Source organism: Porphyrobacter sp. AAP60, from assembly GCF_001296025.1.
Classification (GTDB): domain Bacteria; phylum Pseudomonadota; class Alphaproteobacteria; order Sphingomonadales; family Sphingomonadaceae; genus Erythrobacter.
This window is the reverse complement of record NZ_LJHV01000004.1, coordinates 14053-32541: the sequence shown is the minus strand read 5'-3', so window position 1 is coordinate 32541 and position 18489 is coordinate 14053. Positions and strand designations below refer to the sequence as shown.

General features: G+C 63.2%; 23 protein-coding genes. 11 read left to right on the top strand and 12 right to left on the bottom strand.

Going from position 1 to position 18489, the window contains the following annotated elements; translation table 11 throughout:
* The first annotated feature begins 59 nt into the window (after window positions 1-59).
* Window positions 60-788 (top strand): helix-turn-helix transcriptional regulator, encoded by a 729-nt coding sequence (locus tag IP79_RS04840; protein ID WP_054118150.1) that lies wholly within the window; start codon window positions 60-62, stop codon window positions 786-788.
* 213 nt (window positions 789-1001) lie between these two features.
* Here IP79_RS04840 and IP79_RS04835 read toward each other — a convergent pair whose 3' ends face one another.
* From IP79_RS04835 to IP79_RS04815, 5 genes are all read right to left on the bottom strand, one after another.
* Window positions 1002-1790 carry a LysR family transcriptional regulator gene (locus IP79_RS04835; protein WP_054118149.1) on the bottom strand — a complete coding sequence of 263 codons (789 nt, stop codon included), beginning with the start codon at window positions 1788-1790 and terminating at the stop codon, window positions 1002-1004.
* A 62-nt stretch (window positions 1791-1852) separates the two neighbouring features.
* Window positions 1853-2266, bottom strand: a complete 414-nt coding sequence (gene apaG, locus IP79_RS04830) for a Co2+/Mg2+ efflux protein ApaG (RefSeq protein ID WP_054118148.1) — start codon at window positions 2264-2266, stop codon at window positions 1853-1855.
* A 106-nt stretch (window positions 2267-2372) separates the two neighbouring features.
* On the bottom strand, window positions 2373-2996 hold the full coding sequence (locus IP79_RS04825; RefSeq protein ID WP_233994090.1) for a 2-hydroxychromene-2-carboxylate isomerase: 624 nt from the start codon (window positions 2994-2996) through the stop codon (window positions 2373-2375).
* 9 nt (window positions 2997-3005) lie between these two features.
* Window positions 3006-4223, bottom strand: coding sequence for a trans-sulfuration enzyme family protein (locus IP79_RS04820; RefSeq protein WP_054118146.1), 1218 nt, complete (start codon window positions 4221-4223; stop codon window positions 3006-3008).
* Window positions 4224-4234: 11 nt separating this feature from the next.
* Entirely contained in the window at window positions 4235-4783 is a 549-nt protein-coding gene (locus tag IP79_RS04815; protein WP_420705620.1) for a TetR/AcrR family transcriptional regulator, read from the bottom strand.
* Window positions 4784-4854: 71 nt separating this feature from the next.
* Between IP79_RS04815 and IP79_RS04810 the strand changes: the two genes are divergently transcribed.
* From IP79_RS04810 to IP79_RS04800, 3 genes are read left to right on the top strand one after another with little or no spacing between them, the layout of a single operon-like run.
* Window positions 4855-5256 (top strand): hypothetical protein, encoded by a 402-nt coding sequence (locus IP79_RS04810; protein WP_054118145.1) that lies wholly within the window; start codon window positions 4855-4857, stop codon window positions 5254-5256.
* A 45-nt stretch (window positions 5257-5301) separates the two neighbouring features.
* Complete coding sequence (locus tag IP79_RS04805) at window positions 5302-6636, top strand: phospholipid carrier-dependent glycosyltransferase (RefSeq protein WP_054118144.1); 1335 nt, start codon at window positions 5302-5304, stop codon at window positions 6634-6636.
* Window positions 6637-6667: 31 nt separating this feature from the next.
* The gene (locus IP79_RS04800; protein ID WP_054118143.1) at window positions 6668-6973 is read left to right on the top strand and encodes a GIY-YIG nuclease family protein; all 306 of its coding nucleotides are present in this window, start codon (window positions 6668-6670) and stop codon (window positions 6971-6973) included.
* Between the two features lie 47 nt (window positions 6974-7020).
* On the opposite strand, the gene IP79_RS04795 is transcribed toward IP79_RS04800, so the two are convergent.
* The 5 genes from IP79_RS04795 to IP79_RS04775 form a co-directional block, all read right to left on the bottom strand.
* Window positions 7021-8112: a glycosyltransferase gene (locus IP79_RS04795; protein ID WP_156318108.1), complete on the bottom strand. Its 1092-nt coding sequence runs from the start codon at window positions 8110-8112 to the stop codon at window positions 7021-7023.
* Between the two features lie 4 nt (window positions 8113-8116).
* A complete protein-coding gene (gene leuB / locus IP79_RS04790; RefSeq protein ID WP_054118142.1) occupies window positions 8117-9175 on the bottom strand; it encodes a 3-isopropylmalate dehydrogenase in 1059 nt (352 codons plus the stop codon).
* Between the two features lie 13 nt (window positions 9176-9188).
* Window positions 9189-9788, bottom strand: a complete 600-nt coding sequence (recO, locus tag IP79_RS04785) for a DNA repair protein RecO (protein ID WP_054118141.1) — start codon at window positions 9786-9788, stop codon at window positions 9189-9191.
* 15 nt (window positions 9789-9803) lie between these two features.
* Window positions 9804-10055, bottom strand: a complete 252-nt coding sequence (locus tag IP79_RS04780) for an accessory factor UbiK family protein (protein ID WP_054118140.1) — start codon at window positions 10053-10055, stop codon at window positions 9804-9806.
* A gap of 144 nt (window positions 10056-10199) precedes the next feature.
* Window positions 10200-10748: a TspO/MBR family protein gene (locus IP79_RS04775; RefSeq protein ID WP_054118260.1), complete on the bottom strand. Its 549-nt coding sequence runs from the start codon at window positions 10746-10748 to the stop codon at window positions 10200-10202.
* A gap of 315 nt (window positions 10749-11063) precedes the next feature.
* On the opposite strand from IP79_RS04775, the gene IP79_RS04770 reads away from it, so the two are divergent.
* Window positions 11064-11300 carry a hypothetical protein gene (locus IP79_RS04770; protein ID WP_054118139.1) on the top strand — a complete coding sequence of 79 codons (237 nt, stop codon included), beginning with the start codon at window positions 11064-11066 and terminating at the stop codon, window positions 11298-11300.
* Window positions 11301-11399: 99 nt separating this feature from the next.
* Here IP79_RS04770 and IP79_RS04765 read toward each other — a convergent pair whose 3' ends face one another.
* Window positions 11400-12170, bottom strand: coding sequence for a TlyA family RNA methyltransferase (locus IP79_RS04765; protein WP_420705619.1), 771 nt, complete (start codon window positions 12168-12170; stop codon window positions 11400-11402).
* A gap of 44 nt (window positions 12171-12214) precedes the next feature.
* On the opposite strand from IP79_RS04765, the gene IP79_RS04760 reads away from it, so the two are divergent.
* The 6 genes from IP79_RS04760 (at window position 12215) to IP79_RS04740 (ending at window position 17556) form a co-directional block, all read left to right on the top strand.
* Window positions 12215-12763: a hypothetical protein gene (locus IP79_RS04760; protein ID WP_156318106.1), complete on the top strand. Its 549-nt coding sequence runs from the start codon at window positions 12215-12217 to the stop codon at window positions 12761-12763.
* A 663-nt stretch (window positions 12764-13426) separates the two neighbouring features.
* Window positions 13427-14227: a DUF3800 domain-containing protein gene (locus tag IP79_RS15410; protein WP_156318104.1), complete on the top strand. Its 801-nt coding sequence runs from the start codon at window positions 13427-13429 to the stop codon at window positions 14225-14227.
* A 76-nt stretch (window positions 14228-14303) separates the two neighbouring features.
* Window positions 14304-15380 carry a branched-chain amino acid aminotransferase gene (locus tag IP79_RS04755; protein WP_054118136.1) on the top strand — a complete coding sequence of 359 codons (1077 nt, stop codon included), beginning with the start codon at window positions 14304-14306 and terminating at the stop codon, window positions 15378-15380.
* The gene (locus IP79_RS04750; RefSeq protein ID WP_233994088.1) at window positions 15377-16303 is read left to right on the top strand and encodes a rhodanese-related sulfurtransferase; all 927 of its coding nucleotides are present in this window, start codon (window positions 15377-15379) and stop codon (window positions 16301-16303) included. Before IP79_RS04755 ends, IP79_RS04750 begins: the two co-directional genes overlap by 4 nt.
* Window positions 16300-16932 (top strand): glutathione S-transferase, encoded by a 633-nt coding sequence (locus IP79_RS04745; RefSeq protein ID WP_054118134.1) that lies wholly within the window; start codon window positions 16300-16302, stop codon window positions 16930-16932. Before IP79_RS04750 ends, IP79_RS04745 begins: the two co-directional genes overlap by 4 nt.
* Window positions 16933-17025: 93 nt before the next feature.
* Window positions 17026-17556: a DUF421 domain-containing protein gene (locus tag IP79_RS04740; RefSeq protein WP_054118259.1), complete on the top strand. Its 531-nt coding sequence runs from the start codon at window positions 17026-17028 to the stop codon at window positions 17554-17556.
* On the opposite strand, the gene IP79_RS04735 is transcribed toward IP79_RS04740, so the two are convergent.
* The gene (locus IP79_RS04735) at window positions 17553-18449 is read right to left on the bottom strand and encodes a LysR family transcriptional regulator (protein WP_054118133.1); all 897 of its coding nucleotides are present in this window, start codon (window positions 18447-18449) and stop codon (window positions 17553-17555) included. The genes IP79_RS04740 and IP79_RS04735 overlap by 4 nt on opposite strands.
* Window positions 18450-18489 lie beyond the last annotated feature (40 nt).

Below are 18489 nucleotides of genomic sequence, written 5' to 3'. Positions count from 1 at the left end.
CGCATTCTCCCTTGGACAGCCTGAATTTCTGAAGAATGAATTTTGAATTGTAAGTGAGTATGGGCGCAGGCATTGCGGGAAATAATCTGATCAGCCGGATTAACGAGGCTGAGAACGTCACTGCGGTACTTGGCGTCATGTATGATTCCTGCCTCTCAATTGGGGGCGATAAATTCAGTTATCATCCCGAAATCATGTTCGAAGGCGTGGCATCGGCGCGCTCAAAGGTATTCGCGCTGGGTTATCCGTCTGAATGGATGAAACTATACGTGACAGGCAAACAGAAGCTGGTTGATCCCATACCCGACCTGATCATGAAAATGGGCCGCCCGATGACCTGGCAAGAGGCGATTGGTCATTCCAAGCTGGATGCCGTCGCGCTTGCCCATATCGAAGAGGGCCGAAAGTACGGCCTTGTCGATGGTCTTGGCTTTCCCCTCTGGGGCCCGCGCGGGAACAACGCCTATGTGGCAATCGGCTTTCCGCACAACATCGTAAACCTGCCGGCCGATGCGATACGCACCGAACATATGCTGCTGACGGCAGGTCACCAGAAAATCCAGGAATTGATCGCGGCGCAAACGGTCTCGGCAACGCTGTCAGACCGTGAACTTGAGGTGCTGACATGGGTCAGCAAGGGCAAGAGCAACAATGACGTCGCAACCATTCTCGACATCTCCCCTGATACGGTCGCAACCTACAAACGCCGTATTTACGGGAAGCTGGGCAGCCACGACAGAACTGGCGCAACGATAAAGGCTTTGCGGCTGGGGCTTATCCGCTTGTAAGGCAACGCCGCGCCCCCCGGCGGCGCGGATCGGCAAGGGCATGGCAGAGCTGTGCAAGACGCCGCAGCGTGCAAATGACCGATTCGCGGATGACGAAGCCCGCGCACCGGGTTCATGAAACAGTCCGCTGCAAGTTTATCGGCGCGATGTGAGCTGTGATCGGCGAGGATGGCAACCATGGCTGACCATCGCGCTGGAAATGACCCCCAGGCCTCAGCCTTGGAGGAACCCCACCAGAGCCCGCACCTTGCGGCTGCGCCATTGCGGCGCGGGCGCGAGGAGCCAGTAGGCGCGGATCGCCGGTTCGGGCTCGCCGATTCCTTGCAGGCGGCCCTGCGCCAGCGCGGCCTCGGCCAGGGCCAGCGGCAGGATCGTGCGGCCCATCCCGGCGAGCGCGGAATCGAGCGCCTGCCCGGGGCTCCCCGCCTTCACGCAGGGCAGCGTGCCATCGGGCAGCGGGGCGCCGGGCCAGTCGATCCACGCATCCCGGTGCTGCGGCGCGGCGACGGTGACGCGCAGCGCGGGGGCGAGTTGCACCCCTTCGAGATCGCCCGGCCCATCGACCAGCCGGATCGCGAGATCGAGGTTCGCCTCGGTGAAATCGGCGTGTTCATCAGCCGAAAGAATATACTGGATACCCGGCGTGCCCGCCTGAAACCGCGCCAGCCGCGGGGCAAGCCATGCGGCGAAGAATTCGCGCGGGACAGCGATGGTGTAACGATCGGACGCCTGGCCCGCCTGCATCGATTCGACGCTTTCCTCGAACCGCAGGAACCCTTCGCGCAGCGGATCAAGGCCCGCGGTGCCTTCGGGTGTGAGTTCCAGCCCTTTGGGCGTGCGGCGGAACAGCACGACGCCCAGAACATCTTCCAGCGCGCGGATCTGCTGGCCAACGGCGGCAGGCGTGACCGCGAGTTCATCCGCCGCGCGCGTGAACGAAAGGTGCCGCGCGGCGGCATCGAACACGCGCAGGGCGTTAAGGGGGAGATGGGTGCGCTTCACGCGGCGTGCCTAATCGTGCAGCCGCCCGACCGCAATAGTCAGCGCCCCAGTCATCGCTAAGGTCAGCGGGTGCTGCGCCCTTCGGCAGTCTCCGGCGCGGCGAGCGGGAAGAACGGTATGCGCACTTCAGCCGGCGAACCATCACCGCGTTCGAAGGTGTAGAACCCCTCCATCGATCCGAACGGCGTCGTCAGCGGGCAGCCGGAAACGTAATCGTGGCTCTGCCCCGGATCAAGCAGCGGCTGTTCGCCCACCACGCCTTCGCCATCGACATGGTTCACCATCCCGCGCCCGTCAGTGATCCGCCAGTGCCGGGTGCGCAGCCGCAGCGGCTCGTGCGAGGCGTTCTCGATACGGATGTGATAGACCCAGAACCATTTGCCCGCTTCCGGATGCGATTGTTCCGGCAGATAGTTCACGGCAACGCGGACGGTAACCCCGTCGGTTGTGGCAGCGTGCTGGAAAAACTCTTTCATGACGCTCCCAAGGTTAGCGATTCTTTGTGCACCTACAAGAGGGGCAACGCGCTTAACCCCCGCTGTATCCCGCAAGTGCACAATTCACTGCACCGCGAAGCGCGCATCAGCCCCTGGCGAGCAGTTCCTCAATCTGGCCGAGGCGTTCCTTGCCGAAGAACATCTCGTTCGCTTCACCTTTGGGGCCCACAAACATCGTCGGGATGCCGAAGGCGCCGCGGGCGACCACGGTATCGGTGTTGGCGACCAGCCCCTGTTTGACTTCATCGGTCTGGGCGCGGGCAAGCAGATCGGCGGCATCGAAACCTGCGGCGGTGATCGCATCGCCCAAGGCTTGCGGCGATGTCACGTCGATCCCGCCTTCCCAGATCGGACGCAGCAAGGCTTCGGCAAACTGCACCCCGCGCCCATCCTGATCGGCGGCGTAAAGCATCCGCTGGAGCGTGATCGAATTGAACGGAAACTGCGGGTGCAGGCGATAATCGTTCAGGCCGTGGCGGGTGATGAAGCGCTGCATTTCCAGCATCGCATATTCATTCTTGCCCTTCACCTCGGCGTCGCGGAGCATCGGCGGGGCATTGCCCGTCAGCTTGTGCATTCCGCCAAGGAACACGGGGATGACGTCAAGTTCCGCCTCGTAACGGTCGATCAGCTCACGCAGCGGCCACCACACCAGATAGGCGTTGGGGCTGACGAAATCGAACACCAGTTCCACACGCTTGGCCATCATTCGGCTCCCTTAGATCCCCGCCACCGCGAGCGCCTGATCCATGTCTTCGGTGAGATCGGCGATGTCTTCGAGGCCCACATTGATCCGCAGCAGCCCTTCGGTCACGCCCATCGCGGCGCGGGCCTCATCGCCCATGTTGGCGTGGGTGCTGGAGGCAGGGTGGCACATCAGGCTGCGCGCATCGCCGATATTGTTGGAAATATCGATCAATTGCAGCGCGTCGAGCACCGCAAAGGCGCGCTCCCTGCTGCCGACATCCAGCGCGAAGATCGGGCCGGTGGCATCCATCTGCGCCTTGGCGAGATCGTGGCGCGGGTGGCTCGGCAGGCCGGGGTGGAGCAGGTGCCCGCCCGCCTTGATGACCCGCGGTTCGAGGAATTGGCCCAGCGCCACCGCCTGTTCGGATTGCTTGAAGGCGCGCAGCGGCAGCGTCTCCAGCCCCTTCATCACCACCCAGGCATTGAAGGCGCTAAGCGTCGGGCCGGTGTTGCGCTGGAACGGCATCAGCACTTCATCGATCCACTGCTGCGAAGCGCAGATCGCGCCTGCCAGCACGCGGCCCTGCCCGTCCATCAGCTTGGTCGCGCTATAGGCCACCACATCCGCCCCGAAAGCCATCGGGCGCTGCAACACGGGCGAGGCAAAGGCGTTATCGACCACGGTGGTAATCCCGTGCGCACGGGCGAGGCCGCAAACGTGGGCAAGGTCGACGATATCGAGTGTCGGGTTGGCGGGCGTTTCGAAGAAGAACACCTTGGTGTTGGGTCGGATCGCAGCTTCCCATGCGGCGTTATCAGCGCTGTCGATGATGCTGACTTCGATGCCGAATTTCGGAAGCAATTGGTCGCACAGCCAGCGGCAGGAACCAAACGCGGCGCGTGCGGCGACCACGTGATCGCCAGTGGAAAGCTGGCACAGCAAGGCTGCCGTCATCGCCGCCATCCCGGTCGCCTGCGTGCGGCAAGCTTCCGCCCCCTCCATCAGCGCGATGCGTTCTTCCAGCATGGCAACCGTCGGGTTCTGCAGGCGCGAATAGGTCATGCCTACCGCAGTGCCCGCAAACCTGTCGGCCACGGTCTGGGCGTCGTCGTAGGTATAGCCCGAGGTGAGGAACAAGGCCTCGCTCGTCTCGCCATGTTCGCTGCGCCAGGTGCCGCCGCGCAGCGCCTTGGTGGCAGGGCGCCATTTGGCGGTGGCGGCGCGGTCCATTCCGGTGGTCTTTTTCATGGGCGGGGGCTTTAGGACGCTGCGAGGCCGCTCGCAAGCAGGCCTTGCTGCGCAGTATCGCCGTGCCCGACGGCGGACAGCATCAGTGCGCCTTCGATCATGGTCATGAGATAGCGCGCCCCGCCCGCCGGATCGGGATCGTCGGCGGGCATCTGCCCTTCGAGCCAGACGAGCTGGCGCGTCATCATCGCCTGCGCCGCATCATGATAGCCCGGCACACCGCGCGTCGCGCCGGCGACAATATCCCACCACAGCACCAGAAAGGCCTGCATTTCGGGCTTGCTGCCTTCTGCCAAAATCCGCGCAAGGCATTCTTGCCGGGTCGCGGCCCGATCGCTTCCCAGCGCCGCGTCGAGCGCCCCGGAATACAGCTCCGCAATGTAGCCGAGCAGTTCGGTGATCAATGTTTCCTTGTTGCCGAAATGATAGATCAGCATCCGGTCGCTGGTGCCCGCTGCCTTGGCCAAAGGCCGCAGGCTGGCCCCGCCCAACCCGTGTTCGAGCACGTGCGCGGCGAGTTTGGGCAAAAGCGTTTCGCGTGACAATTGCACTGGCAGCATTTTCCTCTTGTAGCGGGCGCTACATAGCCTTATCGGGTTTTGTAGCAAACGCTACATCGAAGGAGACACCCATGACCGCATTCCAGTTCATCTGGCTCGCCGCGCTGATCGGCGGCCTTATCGCCCTTCTAACCATCCTGATTGCAAAGCGCGAGACTGGTAACGCAGCCGTTGCAGCAATGCTGTGCGCCGGTTTCGCGGCCTTCACCGCTGTCCAGATCGGGCAGGAAGGCGTGATCGGATTTTTCACGAATCACTCGCAGGATCTGACCGGATTGCAGGTGTGGTGGGATCTGATCATGTGCGCCTTGATCGCCCTGTTCTTCATCGCCCCGCGCGCGCGGCAGCAAGGCATGAATGTCCCGCTGTGGGCGCTGTTTGCCGGGACTACCGCCAGCATCGGCCTGCTCGCCATGTGCGCCCGCCTGTTCTGGCTGGAGCGGAACGCTGCCCAACCCAAAGCCGCGCCATAATCATCCTTGCCCAAGGGGCGGGCACTGCCTAATCCCCTGGGCAACATGGCCGAAGCGCCCGCGACCTTTCTCCACGAACCCCATGCGCCGCAGCACCCGCGCGATCCGCTGGCGTGGTGTATCGCGATCGCTGCCGCTTATGCCTTGCTGGCGGGCTGGCAGATCACGATCCCTTCCGCGCTGTTCTTCGACGAGATCCATTATATCCCTGCCGCGCGCGAATTGCTGGCGTGGTGGCAGGGCGGAACGGGCGAATATCTCAACCGCGAACACCCCCTGCTGGGCAAGGAGCTGATCGCAGTGGGCATGGCGCTGTTCGGCGACAACCCGCTGGGCTGGCGGATCATGCCGCTGGCGTTCGGCACGCTGGCGCTGTTCGCCGCGATGCGGGCGCTGTGGCACGCCAGCCTTGACCGGTTTGCAACCGCCGCTTTCGGCGTGCTGTTGGCGACCGGGTTTCACCTGTTCGTCCACACTCGCATCGCCATGCTCGATGGATTCATGGCCGCATTTCTCGCGGTTGCCGCATGGCAGCTTGCCGCCGCGATCCGCGAGCCGGAGAATGGCCGCTGGCGGCTGGCGTTGACCGGGATTGCGCTGGGTTGCGCGATGGCGGCCAAATGGAATGCGATACCGCTTGCGGTGATACCCGGCCTCGCGTTCTTCGCCGCGCGCCTTGCTGCCGGACGCCGCCGCCTGCTGCTCAGCCGCCGGGGTGCGCCTGTGCCGGGGATCACGCTGGTCGAAGCCTTCGTGTGGCTCGGCATCGTGCCGCTTGCGGTGTATGCGCTGACCTTCGTGCCGGGTTACTGGCTTACCGAATATCTGCGCCCCTCGCCGTTGGCTACGCAGGGGTTGATCGGGCTGCATGGCCAGATGCTGGAACTGCAAAAGCAGATTCTCGATCCCCATCCTTATCAAAGCACCTGGCCGCAATGGGTGCTGAACACGCGCGGCATCTGGTATCTTTACGAAGTCACGGACGGGACGCAGCGCGGGGTAATGCTGATCGGCAACCCGCTGACGATGCTGCTCGGCCTGCCAGCGTTGGCGTGGTGTCTGGCGGCTGGCGCATGGCGCGGCAATTGGGCCAGGCTGGGGGTGGTGATCGGCTATGCCGCCGCGCTCGGCCTATGGATCATCGCGCCCAAGGCGGTGCAGTTCTATTACCATTATTTCGTGCCGCATTTCTTCCTGCTGGCCGCGCTGGCGCTGGCGCTATCAGACCTGCGCCGGGCGGCTTGGGGCAAATGGCTGGCTTGGGGAGCGCTGGCGGGATCGGCAGGGCTGTTTGCGGTGTTCTACAAAGTGCTCGCCGCCGCCCCGCTCGAAGGGGTGAACAGTTTCGTGAATTGGACGTGGCTGGCGGGGTGGCGGTAGCTTCGTCATTGCGAGCAAAGCGACGCAATCCATGGACCGCACACCCAATTTCCAACCGGCCGTCTACCTCATGGCAAACCACAAAGGCGGAACGATCTACGTCGGTGTGACTTCCGACTTATCGAAAAGGGCGTGGCAGCACCGCGAGGGTGTCGTTGAGGGATTTACTTCAAGATACGGATGTAAGCGGCTGGTGTGGTTCGAATTGCACTCGACAATGGAGCACGCCATCTCCCGCGAGAAGCAGATCAAAGGCGGCTCGCGCAAAGACAAAATCGCGTTGATCGAGGCCGGGAATCCTGATTGGCGGGACTTGTTCTTTGGTCTCAACAGTTAGGCCATGGATTGCTTCGTCGCTGCGCTCCTCGCAATGACGAAGTTCTGTTAAAACCTACCCCACACGAAGCGGCTCGACAGGGCGTAGTTCCACACTGATCCCACCAATATCCCCGCCAGCGCCGCCAGCGCCCAGAACAGGCCCTTCCCTTCCAGAAAAGTTGCCACTGCGACATTGGCGAAAGCACCCACCGCGCAGGTCGCGCAGAAACCCAGCCAGCCGCGCAGCACGGCGCCCCAGCCCTTCAGCCGCTTGTCGCGGTACGTCAGCCAGTTGTTGAGCCAGAAGTTGAAACTCATCGCCACCAGCACCGCCGCAGTCTGCGCCAGCACAAAGCCTTCGCCAATCACGAACAACAAGGCGGACAGCACGGCGAAGTGGACGATCACCCCCAGCCCGCCAACAGTGCCGAACAGCGCAAACCGCGTCGGGATCACCTGCCCCAGCGTCTTGTCGTAAAGCCCGGCGAGGAAATCGAACAGAATGGCGCGGTCCAGCTTGCTTGTCCCTTCACGGCGGGCGGCGAATTGCAGCGGAAACTCCTTCACCCGCAGCGGCGTATCCGATGTCGCCAGCAGATCGAGCAGGATCTTGAACCCGATCCCCGACAGGCGCGGCACCAACGCACGGGCGCGGGCGGTTTCCAGCATGAAATACCCGCTCATCGGGTCGGTCAGATCAACGCCTGTCAGCCTGCGCGCCACGCGGTTGGCGAAAGCGGACAGGCGCTCGCGTTCGGGCGCGTCCCAATCGGCGGTGCTGGCGCCATCGGCAAAGCGGCTGGCGACGGCAATATCGGCCTCGCCTGCCTTGAGGCTCTCCAGCATCGCAGGCAGCAGCGCGGGATCATGCTGGTGGTCGGCATCCATCACCGCCACGTAAGGCGCAGCGGTGGCGCAGAACCCTTCGATTGCCGCGCTCGCCAGCCCGCGCCGCCCGATGCGCTGGATCACGCGCACGCGGGAGTTGGCCAGTGCCAGAGCGCGGGCTTCATCGGCGGTGCCATCGCGGCTGTCATCATCGATGATGATGACTTCCCACGCCGTATCACCCAATGCCGCCGCAATCCGTTCGACCAGCGGGCCGAGGTTCCCGCGTTCGTTCAACGTCGGCAGGATAATGGCGAGGTCGAGCGGCATGGCGTCAGAGGCGCGCGCGCACCGCTTCGCCAATCGCCGCCGTTCCGTGGCTGCCGCCAAGATCGCCGCCGAGGAAGCCGTCAGCCAGCGCCGCCGAGACCGCGGTCTCGATCCGTGCCGCTTCACTCTCCATCCCGAAGGAATGGCGCAACATCATCGCGGCGGACAGGATCGTCGCCATCGGGTTGGCCTTGCCCTGCCCCGCAATATCGGGCGCGCTGCCGTGGATCGGTTCATACAGGCCGAAGGTGCCGAAAGCGGTTTCGCGCTCGCCCAGCGAGGCGCTCGGCAGCAATCCGATGCTCCCTACCGCCGCGCTTGCCAGATCGGACAGGATATCGCCGAACAGATTGCCCGTCAGCATCACTTTGAAGCGATGCGGGTGGCTGACGACCTGCATCGCGGCATTATCGACATACATGTGATCAAGCGGAACTTGGGGATATTCCGCCGCCACTTCCACCACCACATCGCGCCACAACTGGCTGGCTTCGAGCACATTGGCCTTGTCCACGCTGGTAAGACCGTGCCCGGCTGCGGCGGCAGCACGGAAGGCGACATGGGCAATACGGCGCACTTCGGGCGCGGAATAGGCCATCATGTCCCAGCCCTCGCGATCGCCGCTATCTGTGGCGCGCTGGCCCTTGGCGCCGAAATAGACGTCGCCGGTGAGCTCGCGCACGATCAGCATATCGAGGCTGGCAGCAATATCGGGCCGCAGCGGGGAGAGATGCTCCAGCCCGGCGAAGACCTTGGCGGGGCGCAAGTTGGCAAACAGGCCCAGGTGCTTGCGCAGGCCCAGGATCGCCTGTTCGGGGCGCAAGTGGCGTTCCAGCGTATCGCACGAAGGATCACCCACCGCGCCGAACAGGATCGCATCCGCTTCCCGCGCCATGGTGAGCGTTTCTTCCGGCAGCGGCACGCCGTGGCGCTTGTAGGCGATACCGCCGACATCGCCTTCGAACAGGGTCAGCCCCGGCAAGGCCAGCGCTTCCAGCACGCGCACTGCCTCTGCGGTCACTTCCGGGCCGATCCCGTCACCGGGCAGAACTGCGATTTTCATGGGCGGATCACTCTCAGGCTATGCGTTGCAGCCGCTCGACCAGCAGCTTTCGCGCGGCCATAACATCGCCTTTGCGCCCTGCAAGCAGGTAGTGCGCCAGCTGGCCCTCCAGCACGCCAAGCGCCTGCAACTGCGCGGCCAGATCATCGGCCTGCACAGGCACGCCGCCGCCATAACCCATTTCGCGCAGCAACATGGTTTCATAGGCGATCAGCCCGCTCACCCACCCCCGCGCCGAGGGTGAGACGGCAATCGCGCTCATCAAACCATCGAGCGACAGATAGAGATCGGGATAGGACTGCCGTTCGGGCAGCGCGGCCGCCGTCAGTCCGCAGGCCCACTGGATCGCGGCGGCGGGCAGCGGCTCTGTCATCAAGGCAGCGCGGGAATGCTCCAGCTCCAGCCGGGCAAAGGGCAGCTGGCTGGGGGAACGGGTGGTGAGTTCGATCGCGACACGGTTGCCCGGCACCATCACCGCGCGCATCTGCCGCCCGCGCCCGCCCGCGACATAGCCTGCGACAAGCCCGTAATCGGCGGTCAACACCCGCGCGATCGCCCCGGTCTCGCCCTGCGGGCGGCTGGCGAGCAATATGGCAGAGGCGCGCAGGTTCATGCCCGCGCGGCCGGATTACTTGCCCGAGAGCTTGGCTTCCAGCGCGGCGACTTTCGCTTCCAGCGCGTCAGCCTGTTCGCGGGCCTTTTGCGCCATCGCCTTGACCGTATCGAATTCCTCGCGGCTGACGAAATCGATCCCGCCAAAGGCTTCGCGCATCCGTTCGCGCGCGCTGTCACGGGCTTCGCGGGACATGCCCGCCATTGTCCCTGCGGCGCTGTTGGCGAGTTTGACGAGGTCGGCGATGATCGGGTTCTGGCTTTGCATTTTTTCTTTGTGGGGAGGCTTGCACCGAAGTGCAAGCCTATCCTCGCTCATGCGACCTGACGGTCGCGTCGCTGCGGGCGGAGTCTTCGTCGGCCTACCGCTTCGCTGCTTGAGGCCGGACGCGCTTGACCGATGTTCCGGGGCCTACAATTCCACCCGCGTTTCGGCCCCATCAGCTCCGCGCGCGCCGCCATCGGGGTTGGCCATCATGAACTGGTAATTGAGCACGGCGGCAAAGCACAGCCACGCCAGATAAGGCAGCAACATCAGCGCCGCTGCGCGCCGCACCCGCCAGATCAGCGCCAGCGCGATCAGAAGGCTGGCGATCCCGAACCCCAGCACCATCAGGGCGGACAGCATGTCCTGCAGCCCGAAGAACACTGCGGTCCAGCTTTGCGTGCCGATGAAATGGATCGCAAAAGCAATCAGCGCGACGCCCCGTCCATACGCCCCCCACGCGCTCGCCACCAAAGCCAGCGACAGGCCGATCAGGACGAACAGGATCGACCAGACAATCCCGAAAGCGGCGGGCGGCGGGAAGATCGCGGGCTTCACCAGCCCGACAAACCATGCCGTGTCCGGCCCGCCCAATTGCCCCGCCGCAAAGCCGATCAGCAGGATCAGCGGCACCAGAAACAGCGACCAGCGCAAGAAGCTGGCACGCAATTGTTCTTTTGAAGCAAGGACGTTCATGATTTCTCCTGCGCGCAGGGTGCAGCGGCGATTCTGTCCCATAGGCGGAGCGCGGGGATACCAGAGCCACGCGCCAGCGCAAACTTGTCCGCACCGGATCGCCCCGCAATGAGGCACCGGGTTACGCAGCAAACGCAAAGCGGGCATGTTTCTGCTGGAAATTTGTCGAAAGATTTGGGCTACGAACCTGCGTCTGCTAGAGGCTGCCACATTCCTGCCGCGATTCGGTAAGCGCGCTACGGCGGGGGCCACTACATCTTGCGCGCTTGCTCACCATTCCAAGCCGGTTTTCCGGCCCAACAGGGGAATATCACCATGAAGAAGACCTTCGCGCTCGTCGCCGTTCTCGCTCTCGCCACCGCCGCTTGCTCGGCCCCGGCTGAAGAAGCTGCGACCGAAGCAGATACCACTGCCGTTGCTGAAGAGCCCGCCGCTGAAATGGCCGCCGAAGGCGAAGCCATGGCCGCTGAAGGTGCCGAAATGGCTGCCGAAGGCGCCGAAATGGCTGCCGAAGGCGCTGAAGCTGCTGCTGAAGCCGCTCCGGCCGAGTAAGCCTTCGGGCTTGCCCGCCCCGGTGTAATGCCGGGGATCGGACAGATCAAAACCGGCAGTGACCTAACGGTTGCTGCCGGTTTTTTCTTGCTTGGGGTCTTATCCCCGCCGGGCGGCGATCAGGAATTCGACATTGCCCTGCGGCCCGGTGATCGGGCTGGTGGTGATACCTTGCACGTCCCAGCCCAGCCCTTCGATCCATCCGCGCACTTCATCGCACACCCGGACGTGCAGTTCGGGATCGCGCACCACCCCGCCCTTGCCCACTTCCTCGCGCCCCACTTCGAACTGCGGCTTGATCAGCGCGACCAACTGGCACTCAGGCGCGGCCAGTTTCAACGGCACGTCGAGCACCTTGGCCAAGCTGATGAAGCTGGCATCGCACACAACCCAATTGCAGGGCCGGTCGATAAGATCGGGCGTCAGGATGCGGGCGCTGGTCTGTTCGAGCACCGTCACACGCGGGTCTTCGCGCAGCCGCCACGCCAGTTGGTTGGTGCCACTATCGACACAGAACACGTGATCCGCGCCGTGGGTCAGCAACACATCGGTGAACCCGCCGGTTGATGAACCGATATCCATCGCCGTTGCGCCCGCCGGATCAAACCCGAAATGTTCGATCGCGTGCGCCAGCTTGATCCCGCCCCGGCTGACCCAGGGATGATCGCGCCCGCGCACATCGAGCGGCGCGTCTTCGGGCATCTGGTGGCCGGGCTTGTCCACCTTGGTCTCGCCCGCAAACACCAGCCCCGCCATCACCAGCGCCTGCGCCCGCGCGCGGCTTTCAGCCAGCCCGCGTTCGACCAGCAGCTGATCGACACGGCGTTTCTGCGGCTTGGGGGGACGGGTGGAGTTTTCAGACATGGGCATTCCGGGGGTGGACAGGCCAAGGCTCTAGCGCGCAAAGTGCAGGCATGAAAGCCACCACCATCCAGCTTGCCGCCGCCCTGACCCTGACCTTCGGGGTCGCCGCCTGCGTGCCGTCGGCCTCGGCTCCGACACCAACCCCCGCGCCCGTGACAGGAACTGCGCCGCCCGCGCCTTCAGCCGGGGCACCCAGGCAACCTGTGCCAATGCTGACAGAGTGGGACAATCTGCCTGCCACACCGGGTCAATGGCGCTACAGCGCGCGCAATGGCGCCAGCGAGGCGGCATTTTCAGGGCGGGATAATCAGCCACTGGCGCAGCTACGTTGCGATCCGGCCCGCCGCGCGGTCAGCCTCACCTTGCCCGGCGCGAGTGCGCGCGGGTCAGAGATGATTGTCCAGAGCGAGACCCTGTCGCGCGTGCTGCCCTATCCGCAGGCCCCGGGCGGCGCCACCGTGACATTTGCGCCGGGCGATCCGTTGCTGGATGCGATGGCGCTGTCGAAGGGGCGCTTTGCGGTGAACGCAGTGGGCGCCGGCCCGCTCATCCTGCCAAGTTACGCCGAGGTCAGCCGGGTGATCGAGGATTGCCGGTAATTCTCGTCATTGCGAGCTCAGCGAAGCAATCCATGGCCTGACGTCACCAATGGCGGCTCCGGCGGTCCATGGATTGCTTCGTCGCCTTCGGCTCCTCGCAATGACGAAGAACTTCCGATTCTATACATTAATATCCACAGGCTGATGCACAGGATGTCCCCAGCCTGCCCACACCCCTGCCCCGAAACACAAAACGCCCGAGGTTTTCCCCGAGCGTTTCCAGCCACGGCGTTGCGCGGCGAAGAAAGAGTATGACGGCGGAAAAGTTAAATACAAGTCTTGTCCTTTGCCCCGCCATGAATCACATTGCATCTCGAGGCCAGCGGCGAACGCGGCTCTCGGCCCCCGGTGATGCGGCGGGTCTGGCTCACAAGCGCGAAAGGAGGTGATCCGATGTCTCATGGTTCAGTAGCGAGGTCGGTGAAGATCCCTACGGAGCATACTCGGTAATTCTCTAGCCGAGTAAGGCTCTGTGAGCGGCACTTCCGGCCGCTGACCATGTCAAGGGCAGTTCCAGCCAGTCGGCGGAGCTGCCCTTTTCATATTTTGCATTCGGCAAATTCTATTATTCGTCGGAACCGCTAGAGTTTAGAGGACCGGCAGACTACCGTGTTTTTTCAGTTCAAGTGAGCTACAACTTACGTCATTGGGGGTCGGCACAGAGTGATTGTTTGTTACCTTGATGACAGCGACGCGAAGGTTTCCAAAGTCGAAACCATCGCTGGTTACCTCGCCGACGAGGAAGGCTGGTCACGCTTTGAGGAGAAATCGGAGGAGATTTGCTCCAAATATGACGTTGAACTAATTCGCGGCCATGACCTTGATAACCGAAGAAAGGCTTTCAGGGGCTGGACGCAACTGAAGTGTCAAAGGTTTCTCGAAGAAATTAGCATTGCAATGGTTGGGAACGTCATTGGGGGTATAAGTAGGTCGATTGGCAAGGATCACTACAAGCTGCGTAAGAGGCAGCTTATGGAAACATCTCCATCACAAAAGCGATCATTTGCAAGTCTATCAGGATTCGGTTTTTGCTTTGGCAATATATCAGTAGCACTGAAGGACGGCGACGAGTTTGGCATTCGAGATCAAGTGCGGGAAGAGGGAATCATCTTCAATTTAGAGGCAGGAAGCTCCAATAATTTAGACATAGTTAGATACGTTGAAGGTGAAAAAGATCATAGGAATTTGCATATCAACACAATTGTATCGGAGGTGGATAAAAGAAGCTGCCGCGCCATCCAAATTGCAGACCTCTACGCTTTTTATTCGAGACGGAGAGGCAATTATCATGAACGCCGAAAGCACCTGATTATTCCACGTGTGCCAGACATTCATCAGTTACATTTTGGAAAAAAAGTTCCTCACGATACAGCTGTAATTGAAGAACCCTTCATCTCTGGCACAAATCAGAGGACAGGGGAGACTTTCTCGTTCATGGGCTTAACGAAGGGTCTGCATGACTAGCAACCGAAAGTGCCCTTGAGTTAGCTTGGCGTAGGATGCTTGCCCTTGCCCTCGCACCGCACTAATCGCGCAAATCATGCATTTTACCCGCACGCCCCACCCCGCGCCCACGCCTGATGCCACCCGCGAACAGCTGATCGCCGATCCGGGCTTCGGCACGGTGTTCACCGATCACATGGTGGTGATCGATTACGACGAAGCCTTGGGTGGCTGGCAGACCCCCACCATCGGCCCGCGCCAGCCCATCGCGATGGACCCGGCGGCCAGCGTGCTGCACTATGCGCAGGAAATCTTCGAGGGCCTGAAGGCCTATCGTCACCCCGACGGCGGGCTCGGCCTGTTCCGGCCCGAAGCCAACGCCGCGCGCTTCAATGCCTCGGCCGAGCGGCTGGCCATGCCCCAACTTCCGCCCGAACTGTTCCTCGCCGCGATCCGCGAATTGCTCGATGTCGACGGCAACTGGTTCCCCGCGGTCGAGGGGGGCGCGCTGTATCTGCGCCCCTTCATGATCGCGACCGAGGCATTCCTCGGCGTGCGTCCGGCCAAGCAATACAAGTTCATCGTCATTGCCAGCCCGGCGGGCAATTACTTCAAGTCGGGCGCGAAGGCGGTAAGCATCTGGATTTCCGATTACACCCGCGCCGCGCCCGGCGGCACCGGGGCGGCCAAGTGCGGCGGCAATTACGCTGCCAGCTTAGTGCCAACCGGACAGGCCTTTGCCATGGGCCACGATCAGGTGCTGTTCCTCGATGCGGTTGAGCGCAAGTGGGTCGAAGAACTGGGCGGCATGAATCTGTTCTTCGTCTTTGCCGATGGCACCGTGATCACCCCGCCGCTGACTGGCACGATCCTGCCGGGCATCACCCGCGACAGCCTGATGGCGCTGCTGGAAGAACAGGGGCTGACAGTTTCGGAGAGCCCCTATTCCATCGACCAATGGCGCGAGGATGCGGCGAGCGGGCATCTAGTCGAAGTCATGGCCTGCGGCACCGCTGCCGTGGTCACTGCGGTCGGGACCGTTGCCGGGCCGGAAGGAGCGTTCACCATCGGCGCAGGCGGCATCGGCCAGACCACCGCGAAACTCCGCGAGACGCTGGTTGGCATCCAGACGGGACGAATTGCCGATAACCATGGCTGGGTGATGCGGGTTTGATTCAGGTCGCCGCGCTCTACCAGTTCACGCCCTTCGCCGATCCCGAAGCCTTGCGCGGCCCTTTGCTGGCTGCCTGCGAGGCACATGGGATCAAGGGCACCTTGCTGCTCGCCCGCGAAGGGATCAACGGCACCATTGCGGGCACGGACAATGCGCTGGCCAGCGTGCTTGGCCACATCCGCGCGCTGCCCGGTTGTGGCGACCTCGACGTGAAGTTCTCCGCCGCGCCCGAAATGCCATTCCACCGCATGAAGGTGCGGGTGAAGCGCGAAATCGTCACCATGGGCGAACCCGATATCGACCCGACGCTGTCGGCCGGCCACTATGTCGATCCGCATGACTGGAACGCGCTGATCGCAGACCCGGACACCATCGTGATCGACACCCGCAATGATTACGAAGTCGCAGTCGGCACATTTGCAGGCGCGGTTGATCCGCAAACGCCATCATTCCGCGACTTTCCCGCGTGGTTCCGCGAGCACCGCGACGAATTGCTCGAAGGCAAAAAGAAGGTCGCGATGTTCTGCACCGGGGGCATCCGCTGCGAGAAGTCCACCAGCTTCCTGCGCGCCGAGGGGGTGGACGAGGTTTACCACCTCAAGGGCGGCATTCTGAAGTATCTGGAACAGGTGCCTGAAGAACAAAGTCTTTGGCAGGGTGAATGCTTCGTCTTCGATGAGCGCGTTACGGTGCGCCACGGGCTCGAACAGGGCACCTTCCAGCTGTGCCGCGCCTGCCGCCGCCCGCTGGATGCCGCCGCCCTCGCCCATCCCGATTACGAGGACGGGGTCAGCTGCCCCGCCTGCATCGACGAGCGCACGCCGCAGCAACGCGCCGGTTACGCCGAGCGCCAGCGGCAGGAAGCCCTCGCCCGCCAGCGCGGGGAACTGCACGTCGGCGCGGTGCGCCACCCCAGGAAATGACCGAAGCTCCCGTCCTCTATTCCTTCCGCCGTTGCCCCTATGCGATGCGGGCGCGCATGGCGCTGTGGGTGGCGGGAATTGCGGTGACCTTGCGCGAGGTAAAACTCGCCGCCAAGCCGCCCGAACTGATCGAAGCCTCGCCCAAGGCGACCGTACCGGTGCTGGTGCTACCCGATGGAACCGTGATCGATGAAAGCCTCGCCATCATGCGCTGGGCGCTGGCGCAGAATGATCCCGAAGGCTGGCTGGCGGGCGATGATGCGGCGCTGATCGCGACCAATGACGGCGTGTTCAAACACCACCTCGACCGCGCGAAATATCCGGGGCGGTATGACGAGGATGGGGTGACCGATCACCGCGCCGCAGCCCTTGCGCTGCTCCAACCGCTGGAAGCGCGGCTGGAAAGCGCAGCTTTTGTGTGCGGCGAGAAACGCACGCTGACCGACGTTGCGCTGTTCCCCTTCATCCGCCAGTTCGCGCATATCGACCGCGAATGGTTTGCCGCGCAAGCTGTGCCGCGCCTGCAAGACTGGTTGGAGCGGCACATCGCATCCGATCTGTTTGCTGCGATCATGCCCAAGTTTGGCCCTTGGACCGCTGGCGACGCGCCGATCCGTTTCGGGCCATAGCCCGCGGCCCTACCTTAGGTGGTTGTTCGCATGTCCTGACATCGGGCAATGGCGCCTGCAGCAGTCCATTCAACCGCAGAAGGAAACCCCGTGATGTTTGTCGAACCCAATGAGATGGACATCCTTGCCCGGGCCGTGCTGCTCACCGCAGGCGCTCTGCTGTGGGTGGTGCTGCTTGTGCGCATGGTGGGCCTTCGTTCCTTCTCGAAGATGACCGCGTTCGATTTTGTCGCGACAATCGCCACCGGATCGCTGCTGGCGACCGCCGCCACTGCGACAAGCTGGTCCGGTTTTGCGCAGGTGGCCATAGCGATACTGGCATTGATGGCAGTGCAGGCGGCACTCTCCGCGCTGCGCAAGGCGAGCCGGACAGCGCGCGAGTTGCTGGGCAACACGCCGATCCTGCTGATGCGTGATGGCGTGTTCCTTGACGATGCGATGCGCACATCGCGGGTCGCGCGCGAGGATGTGATGGCCAAACTGCGCGAAGCCAATGTGACCGATCTGAAAGCCGTGCGGGCCGTGGTGCTCGAAAACACCGGCGACATTTCGGTACTGCATGGCGGTGAGCTTGATCCCGAATTGCTGCAGGGCGTCCGGGGCGCCGCGCAGGCACCGCGTTAAGCCGGGGCCAACCCGTCCCGGAACGCATCGACCAGCCAGCTGGCCGCCGGGCCTAGCCGCGCATCGCGCCGCCACTGGGCCGAAAGCCGGTAATGCGCGCCGGGCTTTTCCGGCAGATCCAGTTCCACCAGCGCGCCGCCTGCCAGATCGCCCGCCACCATGGCGCGGGGCATATTGCCCCAGCCCAGCCCTTCGCGCAGCAGCGAATGTTTCGCCCCCAGATCGCCCAGCCGCCAGGTCAGCGGGCTGAGCACGGAAAACTCGCGTCCTTCGGTCAACGGCGAACGATCGGTCAGCACCAGTTGCAGATGACGGCGGCTTTCTCCCGGAGCGATATCCGGCTGTGCGAGCGGATGAGAGGGCGCGGCGACCGGAATCAGATCGATCTCGCCCACCGCCTGCCGTTCCAGCGCGGGGTGATCGCCCGGCACCGGCCCGGCGATCGCCAGATCGGCCCCGCCATCGATCACGCAGGCTGCCACCGCGCCAAGCCCTTCGATCCGCAAAGTCAGAGAGCAGGTGGGAAACATCCGCCGGAACTCACCCAGCACCCGCGCGGTCAATTCGCCTGACACCATGACGTCAACCACCAGCGTCAGCGCCGGTTCTTGCCCGGCATGGAGTGACCGCGCCTTGGCCAGCAGCGCGTCTACTCCGTCGGCAATGCCCCGCGCTTCGGCCAGCAGACCTGCACCCGCCGCTGTCAGCACCGGGCGGCGCGATCCCTCGCGTTCGAACAGCGAAAGGGCCAGCTGCGCCTCAAGCTGCGCGATGCCGTAAGACACTGCCGAAACCGCGCGGCCCATCGCCTTGGCAGCGCCGCCAAAACTGCCGTGTTCGGCCACGGCAAGAAAGATTCGCAGATGATCGAGACTGGGATCGCCGAGTTTCATAGGCAGCATGTTCAAATAATCCGAACATCTTGGCAAGTTT

Coding starts and splice junctions, on each gene's coding strand:
- IP79_RS04810 (WP_054118145.1), top strand. CDS start 4,855: ATGACCGCATTCCAGTTCATCTGGCTCGCCGCGCTGATCGGCGGCCTT.
- IP79_RS04800 (WP_054118143.1), top strand. CDS start 6,668: ATGGACCGCACACCCAATTTCCAACCGGCCGTCTACCTCATGGCAAAC.
- IP79_RS04780 (WP_054118140.1), bottom strand. CDS start 10,055: ATGCAAAGCCAGAACCCGATCATCGCCGACCTCGTCAAACTCGCCAAC.
- IP79_RS04815 (WP_420705620.1), bottom strand. CDS start 4,783: ATGCTGCCAGTGCAATTGTCACGCGAAACGCTTTTGCCCAAACTCGCC.
- IP79_RS04765 (WP_420705619.1), bottom strand. CDS start 12,170: ATGCCCATGTCTGAAAACTCCACCCGTCCCCCCAAGCCGCAGAAACGC.
- IP79_RS04735 (WP_054118133.1), bottom strand. CDS start 18,449: ATGAAACTCGGCGATCCCAGTCTCGATCATCTGCGAATCTTTCTTGCC.
- leuB (WP_054118142.1), bottom strand. CDS start 9,175: ATGAAAATCGCAGTTCTGCCCGGTGACGGGATCGGCCCGGAAGTGACC.
- IP79_RS04770 (WP_054118139.1), top strand. CDS start 11,064: ATGAAGAAGACCTTCGCGCTCGTCGCCGTTCTCGCTCTCGCCACCGCC.
- IP79_RS04760 (WP_156318106.1), top strand. CDS start 12,215: ATGAAAGCCACCACCATCCAGCTTGCCGCCGCCCTGACCCTGACCTTC.
- IP79_RS04840 (WP_054118150.1), top strand. CDS start 60: ATGGGCGCAGGCATTGCGGGAAATAATCTGATCAGCCGGATTAACGAG.
- IP79_RS04745 (WP_054118134.1), top strand. CDS start 16,300: ATGACCGAAGCTCCCGTCCTCTATTCCTTCCGCCGTTGCCCCTATGCG.
- IP79_RS04755 (WP_054118136.1), top strand. CDS start 14,304: ATGCATTTTACCCGCACGCCCCACCCCGCGCCCACGCCTGATGCCACC.
- IP79_RS04805 (WP_054118144.1), top strand. CDS start 5,302: ATGGCCGAAGCGCCCGCGACCTTTCTCCACGAACCCCATGCGCCGCAG.
- IP79_RS04820 (WP_054118146.1), bottom strand. CDS start 4,223: ATGAAAAAGACCACCGGAATGGACCGCGCCGCCACCGCCAAATGGCGC.
- IP79_RS04775 (WP_054118260.1), bottom strand. CDS start 10,748: ATGAACGTCCTTGCTTCAAAAGAACAATTGCGTGCCAGCTTCTTGCGC.
- apaG (WP_054118148.1), bottom strand. CDS start 2,266: ATGAAAGAGTTTTTCCAGCACGCTGCCACAACCGACGGGGTTACCGTC.
- IP79_RS04825 (WP_233994090.1), bottom strand. CDS start 2,996: ATGATGGCCAAGCGTGTGGAACTGGTGTTCGATTTCGTCAGCCCCAAC.
- recO (WP_054118141.1), bottom strand. CDS start 9,788: ATGAACCTGCGCGCCTCTGCCATATTGCTCGCCAGCCGCCCGCAGGGC.
- IP79_RS04795 (WP_156318108.1), bottom strand. CDS start 8,112: ATGCCGCTCGACCTCGCCATTATCCTGCCGACGTTGAACGAACGCGGG.
- IP79_RS04740 (WP_054118259.1), top strand. CDS start 17,026: ATGTTTGTCGAACCCAATGAGATGGACATCCTTGCCCGGGCCGTGCTG.